At 68.1% G+C, this 19,315-nt stretch carries 14 protein-coding genes; 11 read left to right on the forward strand and 3 right to left on the reverse strand.

Features of this window, described 5'->3' with window-relative positions:
* The first annotated feature begins 3 nt into the window (after positions 1-3).
* From asnB (AC27L4_RS27775) to AC27L4_RS27790, 4 genes are all read left to right on the forward strand, one after another.
* Positions 4-2,001 (forward strand): asparagine synthase (glutamine-hydrolyzing), encoded by a 1,998-nt coding sequence (gene asnB / locus AC27L4_RS27775; RefSeq protein ID WP_487145856.1) that lies wholly within the window; start codon positions 4-6, stop codon positions 1,999-2,001.
* 25 nt (positions 2,002-2,026) lie between these two features.
* The gene (locus tag AC27L4_RS27780) at positions 2,027-4,228 is read left to right on the forward strand and encodes a GumC family protein (RefSeq protein WP_487145857.1); all 2,202 of its coding nucleotides are present in this window, start codon (positions 2,027-2,029) and stop codon (positions 4,226-4,228) included.
* Between the two features lie 74 nt (positions 4,229-4,302).
* The gene (locus AC27L4_RS27785; RefSeq protein ID WP_487145858.1) at positions 4,303-5,133 is read left to right on the forward strand and encodes a nucleoside/nucleotide kinase family protein; all 831 of its coding nucleotides are present in this window, start codon (positions 4,303-4,305) and stop codon (positions 5,131-5,133) included.
* 65 nt (positions 5,134-5,198) lie between these two features.
* The gene (locus AC27L4_RS27790) at positions 5,199-6,749 is read left to right on the forward strand and encodes a lipopolysaccharide biosynthesis protein (protein ID WP_487145859.1); all 1,551 of its coding nucleotides are present in this window, start codon (positions 5,199-5,201) and stop codon (positions 6,747-6,749) included.
* A gap of 504 nt (positions 6,750-7,253) precedes the next feature.
* Here AC27L4_RS27790 and AC27L4_RS27795 read toward each other — a convergent pair.
* The gene (locus AC27L4_RS27795; RefSeq protein ID WP_487145860.1) at positions 7,254-8,030 is read right to left on the reverse strand and encodes a response regulator transcription factor; all 777 of its coding nucleotides are present in this window, start codon (positions 8,028-8,030) and stop codon (positions 7,254-7,256) included.
* Positions 8,031-8,234: 204 nt separating this feature from the next.
* On the opposite strand from AC27L4_RS27795, the gene AC27L4_RS27800 reads away from it, so the two are divergent.
* Positions 8,235-8,636, forward strand: coding sequence for a transposase (locus tag AC27L4_RS27800; RefSeq protein WP_487145861.1), 402 nt, complete (start codon positions 8,235-8,237; stop codon positions 8,634-8,636).
* Positions 8,637-8,971: 335 nt separating this feature from the next.
* Here AC27L4_RS27800 and AC27L4_RS27805 read toward each other — a convergent pair whose 3' ends face one another.
* Positions 8,972-9,181, reverse strand: a complete 210-nt coding sequence (locus AC27L4_RS27805) for a hypothetical protein (protein ID WP_487145862.1) — start codon at positions 9,179-9,181, stop codon at positions 8,972-8,974.
* 701 nt (positions 9,182-9,882) lie between these two features.
* On the opposite strand from AC27L4_RS27805, the gene AC27L4_RS27810 reads away from it, so the two are divergent.
* From AC27L4_RS27810 to AC27L4_RS27835, 6 genes are all read left to right on the forward strand, one after another.
* Entirely contained in the window at positions 9,883-10,659 is a 777-nt protein-coding gene (locus tag AC27L4_RS27810) for a class I SAM-dependent DNA methyltransferase (protein WP_487145863.1), read from the forward strand.
* A 435-nt stretch (positions 10,660-11,094) separates the two neighbouring features.
* Positions 11,095-12,120: an alpha/beta fold hydrolase gene (locus AC27L4_RS27815; RefSeq protein WP_487145864.1), complete on the forward strand. Its 1,026-nt coding sequence runs from the start codon at positions 11,095-11,097 to the stop codon at positions 12,118-12,120.
* 56 nt (positions 12,121-12,176) lie between these two features.
* Positions 12,177-13,220 (forward strand): NAD(+) synthase, encoded by a 1,044-nt coding sequence (gene nadE / locus AC27L4_RS27820; protein WP_487146063.1) that lies wholly within the window; start codon positions 12,177-12,179, stop codon positions 13,218-13,220.
* Positions 13,196-15,214 (forward strand): asparagine synthase (glutamine-hydrolyzing), encoded by a 2,019-nt coding sequence (asnB, locus tag AC27L4_RS27825; RefSeq protein ID WP_487145865.1) that lies wholly within the window; start codon positions 13,196-13,198, stop codon positions 15,212-15,214. The genes nadE and asnB (AC27L4_RS27825) overlap by 25 nt, the downstream gene beginning before the upstream one ends.
* The gene (locus AC27L4_RS27830) at positions 15,214-16,764 is read left to right on the forward strand and encodes a class I adenylate-forming enzyme family protein (RefSeq protein ID WP_487145866.1); all 1,551 of its coding nucleotides are present in this window, start codon (positions 15,214-15,216) and stop codon (positions 16,762-16,764) included. The genes asnB (AC27L4_RS27825) and AC27L4_RS27830 overlap by 1 nt, the downstream gene beginning before the upstream one ends.
* 57 nt (positions 16,765-16,821) lie before the next feature.
* Positions 16,822-17,106 (forward strand): acyl carrier protein, encoded by a 285-nt coding sequence (locus AC27L4_RS27835; RefSeq protein ID WP_487145867.1) that lies wholly within the window; start codon positions 16,822-16,824, stop codon positions 17,104-17,106.
* Positions 17,107-17,672: 566 nt separating this feature from the next.
* Here the strand turns inward: AC27L4_RS27835 and AC27L4_RS27840 are convergent.
* Entirely contained in the window at positions 17,673-18,887 is a 1,215-nt protein-coding gene (locus AC27L4_RS27840) for an acyltransferase family protein (RefSeq protein ID WP_487145868.1), read from the reverse strand.
* Positions 18,888-19,315 lie beyond the last annotated feature (428 nt).

Below are 19,315 nucleotides of genomic sequence, written 5' to 3' on the forward strand. Positions count from 1 at the left end.
CTGATGTGCGGCATCGCCGGAATTCTTCTCTCCTCGCGCGCTCCCGATCCGGCGCGACTGCTGACCGTGCGGCCGATGACCTCGTCCCTGCGCCATCGCGGCCCGGACGGGGACGGCTTCTGGATGGACCGCGAGGCCGGCGTGGCGCTCGGCCATCGGCGCCTCGCCATCATCGATCTCTCCGAGGCCGGCCACCAGCCGATGCTCTCCCATGGCGGGCGGCTCGCCATCACCTTCAACGGCGAGATCTACAACTTCCAGGGCCTGCGCCGCGAGCTGGAGGGCCTGGGCCACCGCATGCAGGGCGGCAGCGACACCGAGGTCATGCTCGCCGCCATCGAAAGCTGGGGCCTGGAAGCGGCGCTTCGCCGCGCCGCCGGCATGTTCGCCATCGGCGTCTGGGACCGCGAGGCGCGGGTCCTGCATCTCGCCCGGGACAGGATGGGCAAGAAGCCGCTCTACATGGCGATTGTCGCCGGCGCCCTGGTCTTCGCCTCCGAGCTCAAGGCCATCCTGGCCGTGCCGGGCTTCCGGCCGGAGGTGGATCCGCGGGCCGTCGCCGCGATGATGGCGCGGGGGTGGGTGCCGGACCGGCACTGCATCCTGCGCGACGTCGTCAAGCTGCCGCCGGGCTGCATGCTCTCCATCCGGGCGACGGACGTCGCCGATCTCGCCCGCGGCGAGGCGCTGCGAGACAGGGTCCGGCCGTGGTGGTCGGTGGCGGAAGCGGCCGAGGCCGGCCGCCGCCGGCCGCTGGCGCTGAGCGACGAGCGCCTGGTCGGCGAGCTCGACCGGCTGCTGCGCCAGACCGTGCGCGAGCGAATGGTGGCGGACGTTCCCCTCGGCGCCTTCCTGTCCGGGGGCATCGATTCCTCCACCGTCGTCGCCCTGATGCAGGCCCAGTCGAGCCGACCGGTGCGAACCTTCACCATCGGCTTCGGCGAGGACGGCTATGACGAATCGTCCGACGCCAGGCGGGTGGCCGGCCATCTCGGCACCGAGCACACCGAGCTGCACCTGACCGCCGACGGCGCGCGGGACGTGATCCCGGACCTGCCGCGGATCTGGGACGAGCCCTTCGCCGACGAGTCGCAGATCCCCACCCTGCTGGTTGCCCGGCTCGCCCGCCAGCACGTCACGGTGGCCCTCTCCGGCGACGGCGGCGACGAGTGTTTCGCCGGATACAACCGGCACGTCGCCCCGGCGCGGCTCGGCCCCGTGCTCGCTCTCTCCCCCGCCCTGCGCGGGATGGTGGCGTCGGCCGTCCGGCTGGCGGGGCGGGCGGCGGAAAGGGGCTATCTGAACCGGCTGCCGATGCCCGCGGGGCTGCGGCGATCCTTGCGCGGCGACGGCCTGGCACGGCTCGGCCTGCTCCTCGACAGCCCCGACCAGGATGCGATCTATGACCGGCTCACCGCCCTGCCCGGCCCCCTCGCGGCGCTGAACGCCGGCGGGCCGGCGCCGGAGAGCGTGCCGCCGCTCGGCGACCTGGTTTCGCGCATGATCTACCGGGACATGACCGGCTACCTGCCGGACGACATCTTGGTCAAGCTCGACCGGGCCAGCATGGCGACGAGCCTGGAGGCCCGCTGCCCCCTGCTCGACCACCGGGTCGTCGAGTTCTCGTGGCGACTGCCCGCCGCCGCCAAGATCAGGCATGGCCGGGGCAAATGGATCCTGCGGCAGGTGCTCGCCCGCTATGTGCCGAAGGCGATGTTCGAGCGGCCGAAGCAGGGCTTCGACGTGCCCATCGCCGCATGGCTGCGGGGCCCCTTGCGATCCTGGGCCGGCGACCTCCTCGACGGAGCGCGCCTGCGGCGGCAGGGCCTGCTGGATGCCGACCGGGTCCAGGCCCGCTGGCACGAGCATCTCGGCGGACGGCACGACAGGACACGAGAACTGTGGGCGGCCCTGATGCTTCAGGCCTGGCTTGACGCCTGGGTCGCAAGCGACGTGCCGGCGCGGGCAGTCGCGCCGGAGCCGAAGGTGGCGGAGCTGTAACCCCCAAGCAAGAGCAGATACGAGAATGGAAATCATCCGGGTTGCCCCACGTGTCGAGTCGCTGCCGAGCGACCCGCGATTCGAAGCCTCCCGGCCAGGCAGCGGCGAGGCCGAGGCCGCGCTGTCCTTTCGGCGGATCGTGCAGGCGCTGCGCCGGCGCAAGGGGCTGGTCCTGAGCGCGATGCTCCTGGGGCTGGGCGTGGCAGGGCTGGCCGCCGCGATGATGCCGCCGACCTACACCGCAACGGCGCAGATCGCGGTGGACCTCAGGACGTTCCAGAGCGGCAACGCCGCGACGAGCTCGCAGGCCATGGAAGAAGCGGCCATGGACAATCACCTGACGATGCTCACCTCCGAATCCTACCTGCGGACCGTCCTGACCTCCCTGGCGGGTGATCCCGACGTGAATCCGCCGGCGGCCGCGGGTCCGCCGTCATGGACGCAGACCCTGCGCGCCGAGATCCTCGCCGCCTTCTCGCGCCTCGCCGACCTCGTCCGGCGCGATCCGGTCACCGGCGCCGATGCCGAGACCGCCAGGCGGGAAACCAAGGAACTGGTCAGGCTGCAGCAGGTCCTGAACGTCCATCAGGAACGCCGCTCCGGCGTCATCACCGTGGCCTATCCGGATTCCAATCCCCGGAAGGCGGCGGCGGTGGCGAACGCGGTGGTCCGCCTCTATGCCGAGGCGCAGACCGAGCAGCGGCGGGCGGAGGCCGCCCGGACCCTGAAATGGCTGGACCAGCGCATCCCGGAGGTGCAGCAGGAGATGGCGCGTGCCGAGGAGGCGGTCCAGACCTACCGGGTCGCCCATGGCGGCGTCGCCGTCGGAGCCGCCGACGAGATCAACCGGCAGATCGCGCAGACGAGCTGGCAGCTCTCTACCGCCAAGGCGGATGCCGCCGCCGCCCAGGCGCATCTTGCCAAGATCCGCGAGATGCGCCGCGCCGGCGCGGCCTCGCAGGCCTTGGCGGACGTCATCGGCTCCCCGACCCTGTCGAAGCTCGTCCGTCTCGAAGCGGGTGCGGCCGGCAGCAGCCAGCAGGCCGAGCTGCGCCGCTCCGTCGACCAGGAGATCGATCGCGCGCTGCAGCAGCTCGACGGCGAAGGCCGCGCCGATCAGGCCCAGGTCCGTTCGATCGAGGAGCGAATGGACCTGCTCAAGACGTCGGGGGCCACGATCGCCGCGCAGCAGTCGGGCCTGCGGGCGCTCGAGCAGCAGGCCTCGGCGGCGTCGCAGCTGCTCGACACGCTGCTGCGCCGCCAGCAGGACACCAACGAGCGGCTTCAGCTCGGCGGCTCGGACGTGCAGGTCCTTGCCCTGGCCGCCCCGCCGGTGTGGCCGACCTCGCTCCATCCTCTGTTCCTGATCCCGCCGGCGCTGGTCGCGTTCGGCATCGCCGGTTGCATGCTCGCCGTCGGCCTCGACAGCCTCGACAGGCGCCTGCGTACACGCAAGGAGGTGGCGGAGGCGCTCGGCATCCCCTGCGCCGGCCTGGTGCCGAACGCGCCGCGCCGTCAGAAGGCCAACCTGTATCGCCATCTCGTCGATCGCCCGGCCACGCCCTATGCCAAGGCGATTCGCGCAGTGCTGGTGGCGACCCTGCCCCTGCCCTCTCCGCACCGGACCTCGAGCATGGTCCTGGTAAGCTCGGCCCTCCCCGGCGAAGGCAAGACGGAGCTCGCGCTGAGCCTGAGCGTGGCGGCGGCGCAGCTGGGCTGGCGCGCGCTGCTCATCGAGCTCGGTCCGCGCGCGCCGACCGGCATGGCCGAGACGCGCGTCCCGCCGGCCGCCGATCTCGCCGACGTGCTGTCGCGAGGCCGTCCGGCCACGGACGCCATCGGCCGCATTCCCTCGCTCGGGCTCGACTATCTGCCCGCGCCGCGGTTCCATTCCGGCCTTCCCTCGGCCCTGGCCGGCAGGCAGGCTTCGGCGCTGCTGCGCCAGCTGCGCGAGATCTACGACTGCATCATCATCGACGGTCCCACCGCTCTCGGGGCCCCGGAGACGCGGCTGCTGGCGGCGCAGGTGGACGAGGTTCTGTTTGCGGTGCGCTGGGCGAGCACCAGCCGCGACGTGGCGCTCTCCGGCCTGCAGGTCCTGACGTCGGGGACCTCCTCCGAGCTCGGCAGCACCGCCCGCTTCAACGCCGTTCTGACACGGGTCAACCTCAGGCGACATCTCCGCGACCGCCGAGGCGACGACGCGGAGCATGTGCTGAGGACCTGACGCGGAAGGCCTCCGCCCGACCCAGTCACATCCCGCCGGCGGCGGGATCTCCCCCGCATCTTGGAGAGAGTGCAATGATCATCGAACTCGTCGGTCCACCGGCAGCCGGCAAGAGTACGCTCGGCCGCGCGCTGGGGCTCGCCCTGGCGGAGCGGGGGATCGCGGTCAGGAAGGTGGACGGCGCCCGGCTGGCGCATCATCCGCCCTTCACGTCCGGCCCGGAGATCCGCCACCCCCTCAGCCGGATCCTGACGAAAATCTCCACCGCGGCCGCCACCCTGTTCGCCGATTCCCGGGAAGCCGAGATCGCATCCTCGCTCCTGAACGCCATCAAGCCGAAGAGCATGCTCTGGTCGGTGCGCCTGAGGATCGACCTTGTCCATCTCGCCCAGGCCTGGACCGAGGCCCGGGGGTCGGGCGCCGTCTTCGTGTTCGAGGAGGGGTTCGTCCAGGCCCTGTGCTCCCTCGCGCTGCTGGCGCGGAACTCGGCCCCCGACACGGTGCGCGCCTGCCTCGCCCTGCTGCCGAAGCCGGATCTGCTCATTCGCCTGCAGGTGCCCAAGGAAGCGCTAAGGCCCCGCCTCGTCGCGCGCCACGAGGCGCAGCGGCTGCTCGGACGCCTTCTGGACCTGCATGTCGAAGACAGCCTGAAACAGGCCGACATCACCGACGAGGTCGCCGCGCTGGTGCACCAGGCGAACTGGCCGATCATGGATGTCAGCAACCTCGATCGCCAGGAGCTGGCCGATGTCGTCGATCGGGTGGTGCTCAAGGTCTTGCCGGCGCTGGAGCGGAGAACCCAGGATCGCAAGTCCCAGTCCGGCCCTTTTTCCCATGACGCGACGTGGTTGCATCCCCCTCCGTCCGCCGCCCAGGCGCCGCATGCCTCACAGGTAAATCGATGAAGATCGGCAATCCGACGTCCGGACCGAGCCTGGTCCTGGGACCTGAGCGCGCAACTGTGCAGCCGGTGCGCGCATCGACCCGCTCGCGGTCGATCGACGGCGACACTCAGCCGAGAACGTCGGAGCCGGCCTTCGGGGAGGCCGATGAACGCGACCGCCGCGGCGTCGCGGGCCGGCTCGGCCGCATCCCGCCCGTCGACGAAGAGAGCGGGCCCAGCGGTCGGGGCGGCGACGCCCTGGAGCCGGCCCAGCCCGAGAGGGAGGCCCTCAGCCGGCGCCTCACCCGGGCCAGCCTCGTCGCCTTCCTGATCTATATCGTCGGCGCCGGCCTGACCTACCTGACCCAGCTCGTCATCGCCCGCTGCATCGGCGCCGACAGCTACGGCGTCTACTCCTACGTCCTCGTCTGGGCTTCCCTGCTGGCCTACGCCGCGACCCTGGGCTTCAACGTGTCGCTGATGCGCTTCGTGCCCGCCTACCAGGCCAAGGAGAACTGGCCGCTCGCGCGCGGCGTCATCAGCTATGCCTGCCGGCGGGTGCTCGCGGTGTCGGTGGCCGCCGCCCTCGCCAGCGCCGTGATCGTGCTGGGCTGGCCCGAGCCCCTGGACATCGAGCTTTCCAACACCTTCCTCATCGGCATCGCCACGGTGCCGCTGGTTGCGCTCTACATGATCGGCATGTCGATGCTGCGGACCTTCGGCGGCGTGGTCACGGCGCTGGCGCCCGAACGCGTCGTCAGGGACGGACTGTTCATGGTCATCGTCGTCGCGGTCGCCTGGTGGAACCTGTGGCCGCGCGACGCCACCCTGGCGATGGGAGCCCTGCTGATCAGCTCGGCCCTGACGCTCGTCCTCGTCATCGTCCTGGCCCGCCGGCTGATGCCGCCCCGGATCCGAATGGCCGAACCGGCCTATGCCCCGTCGGACTGGCTGCCGTCGGTCCTGCCGCTGATGATCTTTGCCGGAGCCGACATCCTGATGAACCGGGCCGGCGTGATCATGCTCGGCATGAGCGGAGACGCCAAGGGCGCCGGCGTTTTCGCCCTGGCCTTCAACATGGCCGCGCTCGTCGCCCTGCCCCAGGTCGCGGTGAACACCATGTTCGCTCCGACCGTGTCCGATCTCTACGCCCGGGGAGACAGGGCCGGCCTGCAGGCCCTGTTCACCCGGTCGGCCGTCCTCACCCTGCTGGGAGCGGCCGGGCTCGGGATACCGCTGCTGCTGATGGCCGGACCTCTGCTGCACTGGTTCGGCAAGGACTTCGCGGGCGGCGTCCCGCTGATCTGCATCCTGGTGGTCGGCCGGCTGTTCGCAGCCGCGAACGGACCGCAGCAGACTCTCATGACCATGGTCGGTCACGAGAAGATGGCCGCCCTGCTGCTGTCGGCCGGCGCGGCGGCGAATGTCGGCGGCTGCGCCCTGGTCATCGGCTCCTCCGGGGCGGTCGGCGCGGCCGTGGTCACGGTCGCAACGCAAGCCGCCTGGAACATCGGCATGGCGATCGTCATCCATCGCCGCCTGCAGCTGGTCCCCGGCCTGCTGGCGCCGTTCCTGCCCGCCCATGTTCCGACCAGGGCAGGGTCGGCCCCGAACCCGGGCGAGGTCCAGGGCGTGTGATCGGATATGGTTTCGGGCGAGACGCGAGCGCTTTTGGCCTCATCTCGCTTCCAAACCATATCCGAGCGCGCGCCCTGGAGCGCTTTGCGATTTGACGGATTGCGTCGAGTCGCAAAGACCGGTCGAAACGAGGAGCTGGAGCAAAGCGGTTTCGACCAAAACACGCTTTGCTCCAGCCGCCGCATCCGCCCGCTGCTTCCGGCAGGGCCATGACCGGAGATGGTGCGCCGCGCCGCCGCCGGCATGCCGGTATCGCAGGCCCGGGACGGCGGCCTGGCGGGGATGCCTCGCGACATCGCCGAGGCCCGAACAGGCGCTCCGCTCATTTCGCCCCCGGGCAAACAGGCGGCACGTCTCCGGCTGGGGCCGAGAGCCACGCACGCCATGCGGATGGAGCCGCCCACGGTGTCAGCATCGGCTCATGACATCACACACCAAGACGCCCCGCGTTCCGGCCAGTCGGACCGGAGGGGCGCTCGGATGCTCGCAGCAAACCCGATGACGTCAGTCGAAAACGCCGCCTTTCAGGCGAATGGCAACTTCCGTCCTGTTCTTGGCCTTGAGCTTGCGCATGATATTGTGCACATGAACCTTGACGGTACCTTCACTCATGCTAAGATCGTGAGCGATCTCTTTATTCTGCTTACCCTGCTGTATAGCCTTGATTATTTCTCTTTGCCGGGAGGTAAACGAGTCAAGTTCATCGTCGATACCCAGCACCTTCGAAGACATTTGCGACTTCAGGATGGACAGGAGGCTGGCGGACGGAATGGAAATCCCACCATCGATCGCAAACTGCATGGACCTCACGGCCATATAGACAGAGAGATTGCTGGAGATGTAGCAACGGACGCCGCGCTCGATCAGCCTCGATATGTAGCTCGCATCCTCGCAATCCGCGAGAACGGCGGTCGGGACCTGGACGCCGAGAAGCCGCAGCAGATCCAACTCTCGCTCGAGCTCGACCGCCTCAGCCTCGGTGCTGCCGGTGCGTGACGCGCAGAGAAGAACCAGCGAGGAACGGGAAAAGGCCGCCGATTGATGCCACGCCCGAAGACTCGAATAAACATAGACCGCGTAGCCCGGCTCGATTTCGCAGATCGACCGGGACAGGCACTCCCCAGCCATGGGGCGCTTTTCGATGATCGCAATCGTCGTCGGCGACGAAGGCCGGCGACCAGCCTCCATATCGGCATTGTCGTCCAGACAATCCAGGCCCTCAATGTCCGGACCGTCAGAAAATAAAGAAAAACCGGCGCCCCGAATGATCTCGATACCCATTGTTACCATCCTCAAACGTCGCAATACCGTGCATCAGAAGGGGGCGCCCGTCCCTCCCGCTGCATGTTGGCACCGATTTTCGACGACCAATTTTGCCAGCAAATATATTCACTTGACACAGTGCCTGTCAAAGAATTTTTAAGAAACTATCCCCGTGAAGCAAGGAATGTACAAGACACGAGAAAACGGAGAAGGGAGGCTATCATGACCATCGATAAAATCTCCGTCCGACAGTTTTTTGATCGCTTCCCGAACGATAACTCCTGCTTAGATCAAATCATGAAGCTGCGAATTAAGGATAATTTTGTTTGCGAATCATGCCATCGCAAAGAAATTTTTCACAAAATTACAGGGCGACGTGCTTTTGTTTGCACCAATTGCGGACATCATTTCTACCCATGCACAGGAACGATTCTGGAAAACAGCCAAACTCCCCTTCGGGTATGGTTCTACCTCATCTTTATTATAATCAGCACTGGCGGCAATATCTCAATCCGAAATCTGCAACAAATCCTGGGGGTAACCTATAAGACCGCATGGCGCATGAACAGGGATATCACACGTCTGATTGAATTACCTTCGAATACATCAAAGATCATTCAATAAAATACGACGAAACCAAACTGGTATACGACAGATGATAGTCAAATACTCCGTGCATGCGGGAAATTTTATTACAAGTCGTTGGAATAAATCTCGGAATTATACCGGGAAGAATTACAAACAACCATGACGGTATGGGCGTCACTCGCAGCAACCAGCCGCCATGCCGCAACCGATCGTGTAAAATTTGGTACAATTCTGCCCACTTGCGGTCACAGCCAACCGATCTGTTGCCATAGGGTCATCGGTCGAAACGCCAGGTTCTTTCATGAAATGGTCCGCTCTGATACTTCGCCTGTCCCTTTATATGACAAATTTTTGACTAAAAATAGCAAAACCTATCGAATCTTATTCGTCGAACTCTTGTTTCTTGTCGGAACTTGCGGTGGATTGCCGATCTGCTTGGGATCTTGAAGCAGCTTGGCGAGGGCGGCCTCCCAATCGGCCCGCTCGATGGCCCGGACGCCGCGCGCCTCTTCCTGCCGGATGAACTCCTCAAGGCGCCCGGACTTCAAGGCAGCCGCAAGCGACAGGTCGCCAATGCCCACGGCGAACCTCCCTTTGTTCGTGAAACGTTCCGAAATAGCTCAGTTCCGAGGGATCCGCGCCCTTCATTTGCATGATGCGGCCGCCGGATGACGCCCTATCCTGCGACGCTTGGGGGGCATTTGCGGGCATCGCCCACGCGGCGACGTCCGGTGCCTGGAGGATTCATGCCGTCCGCGCTCTGCTGGAACATGCAGGCGGCCGGGCCGTCACCCTTCTGCTGCCCATCCCAGGCCACGAACGGCAGAGGGCCGAGCCGGCGCCCGTCAACAGCGGCGACGCGCAGCCCGACGACGAGCTGCGCTGTTCGCCGGCGCCGAGCCCGAACATCCCCGGCAACGCTGGGCGGGATCGTCACGCCCCGGCCGGCGAACACCGAACCCGCGCCCGCATCTCGCACGCAGGAGGGGCGCTCCACCAGCCGTGCGTTCCATCCGGCCGGCTCGATGCCGCCGCGGGTCACCCGCCCGGAGCGTGCGCCGAAATGACGCCGCCGACGCTTCCGCAAGCGGGCCGGCAAGGAGCGCCGGCACCACCCATCCGATTGGAAAGGCAACCGACCATGAACGAAGCGAAAGAGCTTGCGCGAGCCCGAGGGTGGGCTCCGGCCCGGGTGCCATCGTCTTCTCCGCCGCACGCGGCGCGGCCGGCATGGCGGGGAAGCAATCCGGGCGAAGCCGAGGCAGCCCCCGCGGCAATCCCCATGACGCGACGCCTGCCGCGAGCCGGTGATCCGCACGACTATGATTACCGCACGTGCCACCAGTCGGACGGCTATGGCGCACACTACAACAAGACGTACCAAACGGGGTACTATGCCGCTCTCTGGGCAAAAATCGAACGGCCCCTGCTGGAGAAAATTCTGAAGCGGGTCGGAGGGCGGGACAGAAGCTGCCTCGATTTTGCATGCGGAACAGGGCGTATCCTGAGCGTGTCCGCCGGCCTCTTCGGCACGGCCGTCGGTGTCGATGTCTCGGAAGCCATGCTGGCATGCGTACAGCCGCGCGCCAATGTCGAGCTGTTCCTGGTGGATCTCACGAGACAACACCTCGACAGGACGTTCGACGTGGCGACGGCCTTCCGCTTCTTCCTCAATGCTCAGGACTCGCTCAGGCGGGAGGCCCTGCGGTCCATCCATCAGCACCTGCGCCCCGACGGCGTCCTGATATGCGACATCCACATGACCTCGACCTCGCCGGCGGGACTGTTCTACAGGCTTGTCAACGTTCTCACGGGCAGGACGGTGGCGCACACGGCGAGTCCGGCGGCCTTTGCCAGGCTCCTGCGCGCCTCCGGCTTCAGCATCGAGGCCGTTCACGCCTACGGCTACCTTCCCAGGCCCGGGCATTTTCTGCCAAGGCTCTGCGAAGCCCTGATTCAGCCGGTGGAGACCTTGTGCAGGACACTCAGGGCGCCGGCATGGCTGGCCCAACATGTCATCGTCGTAGCCCGCAAGCCATCGTCCGCCGAAACCGCCTGAGGCGAGCCGGGCTCCTTGCCCCACCCGGTCCACGCCGCCCCGCAGCCGGGGCGGCACGCCGCGGAGTGCCGGTCCGAGGGCCCGGGCCGACGGGCGGCCGACGATCCCTCCGCAGCTGCGGAGCCTTGCCGACACGGAGGAACATGCCAATTCCGGCCACCGAGCCTCGCCGGAGCGGGCGGGCGGGACTTGTCCCCTCCGGCTTCCCTTGCGGGGGAAGCTTGCATGCCGGAACGGAAAGCGAGCGCATCCTTCGAATGGATGATGCAAGGGAAACTGCCGGCGGCGATAAAGGTCGGCGACCCTCAGCGTGGGTGTCCCATGGCCCAAGCGCATCTCCAACCAGCAACTGTGGATCAGGATTTGCCGACGGATTGCCAACCGACCGTCGCCCTTCGTGCCCCCGACGCCCCGGATCAGGTCCCGGGGCCGCCGATGATCGCCGAGCCCCCTCTCGAACCGGGCGGGAAGGCCGGGCTTTCGGCCATGGGGGCGGAGGAGCGCGCCTTCCCGCAAGCGGTGTCGGCTGCCGCCGAGGCCGGGGGCGCGGCATCGCTTCGCCAGGTCGCGACGGCCGTCGACAAAACGGACCGGGCCGTCGAGCCCCCGCCGGCCGACGAGCCCCCCATCCTCTTCCTGTTCCCGGGCTCGGTCGGCTACGGCCCCAGCATGGCGGCCTTCGCGACCGGCCTCGGCAGGGTGGCGCGGGTGGTTCCGATCCGCTACCCCAACCTCCAGTTGATCCTCAGCGGGCAGGACACGCTCGCCGCCATGGCGACGGCCGGGCTCGCCCAGGTGCTTCGCCATCAGCCCGGCGGCCCCGTGCTGCTGCTCGGCCATTCCCTCGGCGGCGCCGTCGCCTTCGAGGTCGCGGCGCTGCTGCTGGCGGCCGGGCGCCCCATCCGGTTCCTGGGCCTCCTCGACACCAGCCTGCTCGGGGAGCGTAGCGCCTATCTGGAAACGGTGGTCCGCACGGTCTACCGCATCCGCTCCAATCGCGTCACCGCCACCAGGATGGCCTGCCGCGCCCTGGCAAAGGTCACCGTCGCTCTCGGCTGCCAGGCGCGCCTTGCGGGCTGGGTCGACCGCCACGCCAAGGGGCAGTTCAACGCCACCTGCTTCAGGATCAAGCTGGAACTGCAGGAAGTGCTGCGGGCGAAGGCCTTCTTCGCCTGGCTGGCCGCCCCGAAGCCGACGCTGCCTCTCTCCGGCACCCTGTTCCGTTGTGCCCGCAAGGGCATGCCGCAGGCTCTCGGATGGGACAAGGCCCTCGCCGGCCTGGACATCGTCCCGATCGCGGGCGGCCACACCGACCTGGTGATGGAGCCGCACCTGGCCACGAACCATCCCCTGATCGAGAAGGCGGTGAGGCGGAGCCTCGCCTCGCCGCAGCCGCGCAGGCGGGAGGAGACGCCGCCTGCGCCCGACCTCGCCGACGGCGGCCTCGTCGCCGGAGCCTGACCCTCATCGCCCCTCACGCAGGACGCCCTCGGCCCATGCCAGTTCCTCAAGCCCAGATGCATTCGGCGCCGCCGCGCTTCAGCCCGATAGGGCCGCGCTTCCACCGGGACGCGCTGAAGCTCGATGCCGCCGCCGAGGTCGAGCGGATCGTCGAGGCCCTGCGCCGGCAGGTCCTCGGCACCCTGCGGCGGCGCGGGGCCGTCGTCGGCCTGTCCGGCGGCATCGACAGCTCGGTGGTCGCGGCGCTGTGCGCGCGCGCCTTCGGACCGGACAAGGTGCTGGGCCTGTTCATGCCGGAGCGCCATTCCTCCGACGACTCCCTGCGGCTCGGCCGCGCCATTGCCGCGCAGCTGGGCATCGACGCCGTGCTGGAGGACATCACGGACGCCCTCGCCGGGCTCGGCTGCTACCGCCGGCAGGTCGAGGCCATCCGGACCGTCGTGCCCGACTACGGCGACGGCTGGAAATGCAAGCTGGTGCTCCCCTCCGTCCTGGCGAGCGCCGGCCTCAACATCACCCGCCTCACCGTCCAGAGCCCGGATGGCGGGTCGCGGACGGTGCGCCTGCCGCCCGCCGCCTATCTGCAGATCGTCGCCGCGACCAACTACAAGCAGCGCGTGCGCAAGATGACGGAATACTATCACGCCGACCGGCTGAACCATGCGGTGGTCGGCACCCCGAACCTGCTGGAGTTCGACCAGGGCTTCTTCGTGAAGCAGGGCGACGGGACGGCGGACGTGATCCCGATCGCCCATCTCTACAAGACCCAGGTCTACCAGTTGGCGGAGCATCTCGGCGTCGACGAGGAGATCCGGCGAAGACCACCGACGACGGACACCTTCTCCATGCCGCAGAGCCAGGAGGAGTTCTATTTCGCCCTGCCCTATCGGCTGATGGATCTGTGCCTCTACGCCGCCAACCACGGCGTTCCCGTCGACGAGGTCGCGGCGGCGACCGATCTCACCCCGGACCAGGTGCAGAGGGTCTTCAACGACATCAACGCCAAGCGCCGCGCGGCGCGCTACCTGCATGCGCGGCCGCTGCCCGTCACCCCATCGATCGAGGACCAGGCGGCATGTGCGGCATCGCTGGAATCCTAGCGCTGAGCCCTGCCGCGGCGCGTCCGTCGCGGCAGGCGCTGCTGCGCATGGCAGGCGCGCTGGCCCATCGCGGGCCGGACGAGCAGGGGCTCTATCGCGACGAGCACGCCGGCCTCGCCCATGCCCGCCTGTCGATCATCGACCTGGCGGGCGGCCAACAGCCGCTCGCCGACACGGACGGCGCGACCTGGATCGTGTTCAACGGCGAGATCTTCAACTATGTCGAGCTGCGCGACCAACTCGTCGCCCTCGGCCACCGCTTCCGCACCCGCAGCGACACCGAGGTCATCGTCCATGCCTATCGCGCCTGGGGCAAGACGGCCTTCGAGCGCCTGCGCGGGCAGTGGGCCCTGGCGATCTGGGACGCGACCGCCCGCCGGCTCACGCTGTCGCGCGACCGGACCGGCATCTGCCCGCTGCATGTCTGCGAGCATGCCGGCCGCCTCTATTTCGCCAGCGAGGTGAAGGCGATCTTCGCGGCGGACGCGGCGATCCCCCGCGCCTTCGATCCGGCCGGCCTCGACCAGACCTTCACGTTCTGGACGGTGGTGCCGCCGCAGGGAATCTTCCAGGGGATCGAGGAAATCCCGCCGGGTCATGTCCGCGTCTATGAGAACGGGACCAGCCGGGAATGGGCCTATTATCGGCCGAGCTACCCGGAGCTCTCCGAGCCGGCCGGCGCGTTCACCGGCTCCTGCGAGGATGCCGTGCGGGCGGTGCGCGATGCGCTGGAGGCGGCGACGGCGCTGCGCATGGTGCGCTCCGACGTTCCGGTGGGCAGCTACCTGTCGGGCGGCCTGGACAGCTCGCTGGTTGCGGCGCTCGGCAGCCGCCTTGCCGGCGAGCGCTTCCAGACCTTCTCGCTGCGCTTCGCCGACGCCGAATATGACGAGACCCATTTCCAGCGCCTGATGGCCGGTGCCACCGGCAGCGAGCACCACGAGCTGGTGGTCACGCGCCAGGACATCGCCGAGGCCCTGCCGCAGGTGGTCCGCCACACCGAGCGCCCGATCCTGCGCACGGCACCCGCGCCGCTGTTCCTCCTCTCCAAGCTGGTGCGCGCCCGGGGCATCAAGGTCGTGCTGACCGGCGAAGGCGCCGACGAGATGTTCGCGGGCTACGACCTGTTCCGCGAGGGCAAGGTCCGCCGCTTCTGGGGCCGGCAGCCCGGCTCGGCCCGCCGAGCGCGGCTCCTGGAGCGGCTCTATCCCTACCTCACCCGCTCGCCGGTCCGCCAGCAGGCGATGGCGCGCCAGTTCTTCGGGCGCGACCTCGAGGCCTGCGACATGCCCGGCTTCGCGCATGGTCCGCGCTGGCGCACCACGAGCGCCGTCAAGCGCCTGTTCTCCAGGGACATGCAGGCCGAGTCCGCGCGCCGGGACGCGGTGTCCGAGCTGCTCGGCCGCCTGCCCGCCGAGTTCCCGCGCTGGAGCCCGCTGGCGCAGGACCAGTATCTGGAGATCCGGACGCTGCTGTCGGGCTACCTCCTGTCGTCCCAGGGGGACCGGATGCTGATGGCGCACTCCGTCGAGGGACGCTTCCCCTTCCTGGACGAGGAGGTGGTCAGGCTCGCCAACTCGCTGCCTCCCGCCTACAAGCTGCGCGTGCTGGACGAGAAGCACGTGCTCAAGCGCGTGGCGGCGCCGGTGCTGCCGCCCGAGATCGTCACCCGCACGAAGCAGCCGTTCCGGGCGCCGAACGCGCTGTGCTTCATTGCCGACGCCGCCCCCGCCTATGTCGCCGAGGCCCTTTCGGAGACGGCCCTGCGCGAGGCGAACATCTTCGACCCGAAATCGGTCGCCGGCCTGCTCGGCAAGGCCCGGACCCATGCCGGGGACGGCGATCTGTCCAATTCCGACAACATGGCGCTGGTCGGCGTGCTCTCGACCCAGCTCCTGCACCAGCAGTTCGTCGCGAATCGCCCCGAAGCGGATCGCACCGTGACGCTCAGCGTCGATATCGATCACACGCACCGATCCGAGGTCTTCGCGTGATGCATGGCCCCGTCCCCCTCCTGCACGACTATCTCACCCATTCCGCCGGCCGGCTCGGCGAGAAGGTCGCCCTGGTCTGCGGCAAGCGACGCATCACCTATGGCGAGATCGAGGCGCGCTCCGACGCCCTCGCCCATCACCTGGCGGCGGCCGGGGTCGCGCGGGGCGACCGGGTGATGATCTTCGCCGACAACACCGTCGAGACCGTCGTCGCCTTCTGGGCCGCCCTCAAGGCGAACGCCGTGGCGTGCATCGTCAACCCGCTCACCAAGAGCGACAAGCTCGGCTATCTCCTGGGCGACTGCCGGCCGGCGGCGCTCGTGACCGACCGACACCTGCACACGGTCTTCCGGGAGCCGGTCCTGGCCAGCCCATCCCTGCGCCGGGTGGTCGTCTCCGGGCCGATCAACGATGCCGAGCTGGCGGCCTTGCCGCGGGCGGTGCGCTGGGACGAGGCCGCCGCCGGCTGCGCCACCCCGCCGGAGAGGCGCTGCATCGACATCGACCTCGCCGCCATCGTCTACACCTCCGGTTCGTCGGGCGATCCCAAGGGCGTGATGCTGACGCATCGCAACATGCTGACCGCGGCCACCTCGATCGCCTCCTACCTTGCCCTTCGCGAGGACGAGGTGATCCTCAATGTCCTGCCCCTCGCCTTCGACTACGGCCTCTACCAGATGATCATGGCGTTCCGCACCGGCGCCCGGCTGGTGCTGGAACGCTCCTTCGCCTTCCCGGCCCAGATCCTGGGCCTGGTCAAGGACGAGGGGGTCACCGGCTTTCCCGGCGTGCCCACCATCTTCGCCACGCTCGCCGAGCTCAAATCCCTCCGGGATTTCGACCTTTCGAGCATCCGGTACGTCACCAACACGGCTGCCGCCCTGCCGCTCAAGCATATCCGCATGCTGCAGGGCCTGTTCCCGGGCGCGCGCATCTACTCGATGTACGGCCTGACCGAGTGCAAGCGCTGCACGTACCTGCCGCCGGAGGATCTCGACCGCAAGCCGCTCAGCGTCGGCCTCGCCATCCCGAACACGGAATTGTGGATCGTCGACGAGGAGGACAGGCGCGTCGGCCCCGATGTCGTCGGCCAGCTCGTCATCCGCGGCGCGACGGTGATGAAGGGCTATTGGGGCAAGCCGGAGGCCACGGCCAAGAAGCTCAGGCCCGGCCCCCTGCCGGGCGAGCAGGTGCTCTACACCGGCGACTATTGCCGGCTGGACGAGGACGGCTACCTCTATTTCGTCGGCCGGGCCGACGAGATCATCAAGTCCCGCGGCGAGAAGGTCGCGCCCAAGGAGGTGGAGAACGCACTGATGGACATACCGGGGATCAAGGAAGCCGCGGTCATCGGCATTCCCGACGAGATCCTCGGACAGGCCGTGAAGGCCTTCGTCGTGATCGAACAGGGACGGATGGTCGACGAGAAGCAGATCCAGAAGGAGTGCCAGAGACGCCTCGAGAACTTCATGGTGCCCAAACACATCGTCATCGCATCGAGCCTGCCGAAGACGCACACCGGCAAGCTCAACAAGCTCGCCCTGTCGTGATTTCAGTGCGGATCAGGTCGATTTACCCCTTCAATTTTGCATCGGAGCCCGAATTCCATGACGCCAACACCGGAGGCGATCGGCGCCTACAAAGGACAGATCCGCAATTTTCTGCTGTCGAATTTCTATATCGCCGACGTGGAGGCGCTGGAGGACGACACGTCCCTGCTCGACCGCGGCATCATCGATTCGACGGGCGTGCTCGAGGTGATCGGCTTCATCGAGGAGACCTTCGGCGTCACGGTCGAGGACAGCGAGCTCGTGCCGGAGAATCTGGATTCCGTCCACGGCCTGGCGCGCTATGTCGCCGGCAAGCGCCATGAGGCGCTGATGGTTTCGTAGGCCGGTCCCGGCGCGGGACGCCCGGCAGGCCGCACGCGCGGAACCGCCGAAGCCGCCGCCGTCACAGCACCGGCGCCGCTTCCCCTTGCCCCGGGGAGCGGCGAATACTTTTGCGCCTCCGGTCGGCGCCCGGGGCCTGGATGCTGCCGGGCGTTCGGATTTCACCACGCCGTCGCATGCCATGGCCCGTCGCCCGGTCGGTCTCGACCCCGGGGCGTCGCGCAGCCATGCCCGCCGTCGGCGCCCCCCGGTCCGGGAGATCGAGGACCGTGTGATCGCCATCGGGTCGGAGGCCATCGGCAGGCAGTCCGCGGCAAGGAGCCGCGATCACCGGCCCGTGCCTCGGCAAGGGGTGGCCGGGCCGGCATCGCCACGCGGATCGCCGGCCGCCACGGCGAGGCGCTGCCGATCCCCCTCCGCCGGCAGGGGGCTGGAATTGCGGACGTCAGCCCGCTTCGGGTCCGCTCGCCCCGATAGCGCTCCCCCGGCAACTCCGGCGGGCCTGTCCCCCGGTGCTCCGCAACAGCGCGGCGAACCCGGTCGCCGGACCGGACAGGACGCCGCCTCTAATCCCGGGGCTCGGGCAGGCTGCCGGGCGCGATCGGCATGGCGGGCGCCGGGCGCGCCCTGCCCTTGTCGCCGCCGAGGAGGCGGCGGACATGGCGCGTCAGCGGCTTCTCGAAGAAGCGATAGCTGAGCAGCGCCACGCCCAGCGAGGCCGCCAGCGCCGTGGCGATATAGGCCCAGGGACCGAGATGGGCTGCCAGGCCGCTCCGCCCGAAGGCGATACGCGTGGCACGGAGCACGAAAGGATGGAACAGATAGAGGGCGTAGGATGCATCGCCCGCGGCCGCGCCCCATGCCGCCAGCCGCCCGCCGGGCTTGCCGCCCACGGTCAAGGCCGCCGCCGCGACGATGAGGGCAGCCGGCACGCCGTAGACCAGTGGCCGGGAGAGCGACGGGCTGCCGTCCGTGAAGGCCGCCGCGAGCATGAGGGCGGCGAGGCCCGCGCCGGCGAGACTCGCGCCGGCCCAGCCGGGAAGCCGCACGTCCCGGACGACCAGGCAACCGACGGCCACGCCGAAGCCGAACTCCAGCAGGATCGGATCGGTCCAGAACCCGAAAGGTTGCGGCAGCGGGGCGGCAAGCCGGCCCACCGCCACCAGCGTCACCAGCGTGCCGAGCAGGGCCGTCGCCGCCCACCGCAGCGGCAACGCGATGGCTGCCGCGAACAGCACATAGAACAGCATCTCGTAGTTGAGGGTCCAGCCGAGTTCGTAGATCGGCTGGACGACGCCGTCGGGCCGGGCGGCGGGAATGAACAGGTAGGAGGCGATCACGAAGGACGGGTTGACGTAGCTCTGGTTGAGAAGCGCCGGCGCCAGCAGCGCCACCCCGATATAGAGCGTGGTCGCAACCCAGTAGACCGGCAGGATCCGGGCAATCCGGCGCGTGAGGAAGGTCCGGGCTCCGCCCGGCTGCGCGAACAGGGGCTGCGAGGCGTGCACCATGATCAGCCCGGAGATCACGAAGAAGACGTCGACGCCGGCGCTCCAGGGGATGGGGTTCCAAGCCCGGAAGGACTGGCCGAACTGCGAAGCCAGCGTGCCGGCGTCGTGCTGGGCATGGTGCAGGGCGACCGCTGCGGCCGCGAGCGCGCGCAGGACCTGGATGCGAATCAGCGTCTTCGGGACCTGGGATGCGCCGGCGAGCGGCCGGTCGAGCCGGCCGGACGCCCGCAGCGGCGGGACCGCCGGGGCCCCCATTCGCACATCCACCATGGCCACACTCCCACCTTGCGTGGAAGCATCATCGCGCAGCCCCGGGACAGGGGCATCCTTCGAATGATGGACGCCGTGCCGGGCCAGATCCCGCCCCCCGGGTCGCCGACGGCGATACCGGCGCCTCAGATCGACGCACCCGGCCGGGCCGGATCGCACGCCGGCACGACTTCCCATCCAGCCACAGCGAGTGTTCGTCGGATGTTCATTTATCGTCCAAAAATCTATCCCCTAGATACAAGTAAATTATCCCCGAGAGACAAGGATCATCGGTGTTTTAATAGACATTTTTGAGTCCAAATTGCCTCACGAATCTCGACATCAACATCGACAAATCCGTATTTTTCGCGTGTTTTCGATGCATATTTCCACTTGAATTATGTGGATGACCTCTATATCTGTCAAATTCTCGCCGCAAATGAACATCA

The sequence above is a fragment of the Labrys sp. Lb11 genome, from assembly GCF_057554225.1.